This is a genomic window from Mesorhizobium sp. M7A.F.Ca.MR.148.00.0.0 (genome assembly GCF_003997735.1).
Lineage (GTDB): Bacteria > Pseudomonadota > Alphaproteobacteria > Rhizobiales > Rhizobiaceae > Mesorhizobium.
This window is the reverse complement of the sequence record NZ_RZTB01000375.1, coordinates 1-552: the sequence shown is the minus strand read 5'-3', so window position 1 is coordinate 552 and position 552 is coordinate 1. Positions and strand designations below refer to the sequence as shown.

The following is a 552-nucleotide window of genomic DNA, read 5'->3' as shown; positions in this document are numbered from 1 at the left end:
GCAGGGCGTCGTTCCCGGCCTGCTGCCGAACGAAATCGGCGCCAGCGCCGTGGAGCTTTGCCAGGCCGCTGTGAAGGCCTATCCCGATGTCCCACGCTTCCGCTACGAACTGGGGCGCGCGCTGCTCGCAACTGGCAAGGTCGAGGAAGCGAAGACAGCCATCGAGGAAGCCGCCAAGGAGGGACATGTGCGTGCTGTGTTCGAACTCGGCTACATGTATGCGACGGGAACCGGTCTGGTCATCGACCGCACGCAGGCCAACGCGCTTTACGAAGCGGCATCCGACAAGGGCGATCCCTACGGCATGACGTCGTGGGGCCGCGCCTTGTTCAATGGCTATGGCGTCAAGCCCGATACCGCCAAAGGTCTGGACCTGCTGCTCAAGGCGGCCGCGATGGGGCACACCTATGCCATGAACGATCTCGCCGCGATCTTCACGGAAGGCCGCAACGGCGTGACCGCCGACCCGGCCCGCGCCGTTGCCTTTTTGAAGGCGGGCGTGGAACGGCAGGACATGTATTCGATGAACCTTCTCGGCCGTAACTACCTGGC

At 64.1% G+C, this 552-nt stretch carries 1 protein-coding gene; it reads left to right on the top strand.

Annotated elements, in window-relative coordinates; all coding sequences use genetic code 11:
• Nucleotides 1-552 (top strand): tetratricopeptide repeat protein (locus tag EOB49_RS34580; RefSeq protein WP_164781962.1); only part of this gene is annotated, 552 nt, incomplete at both ends.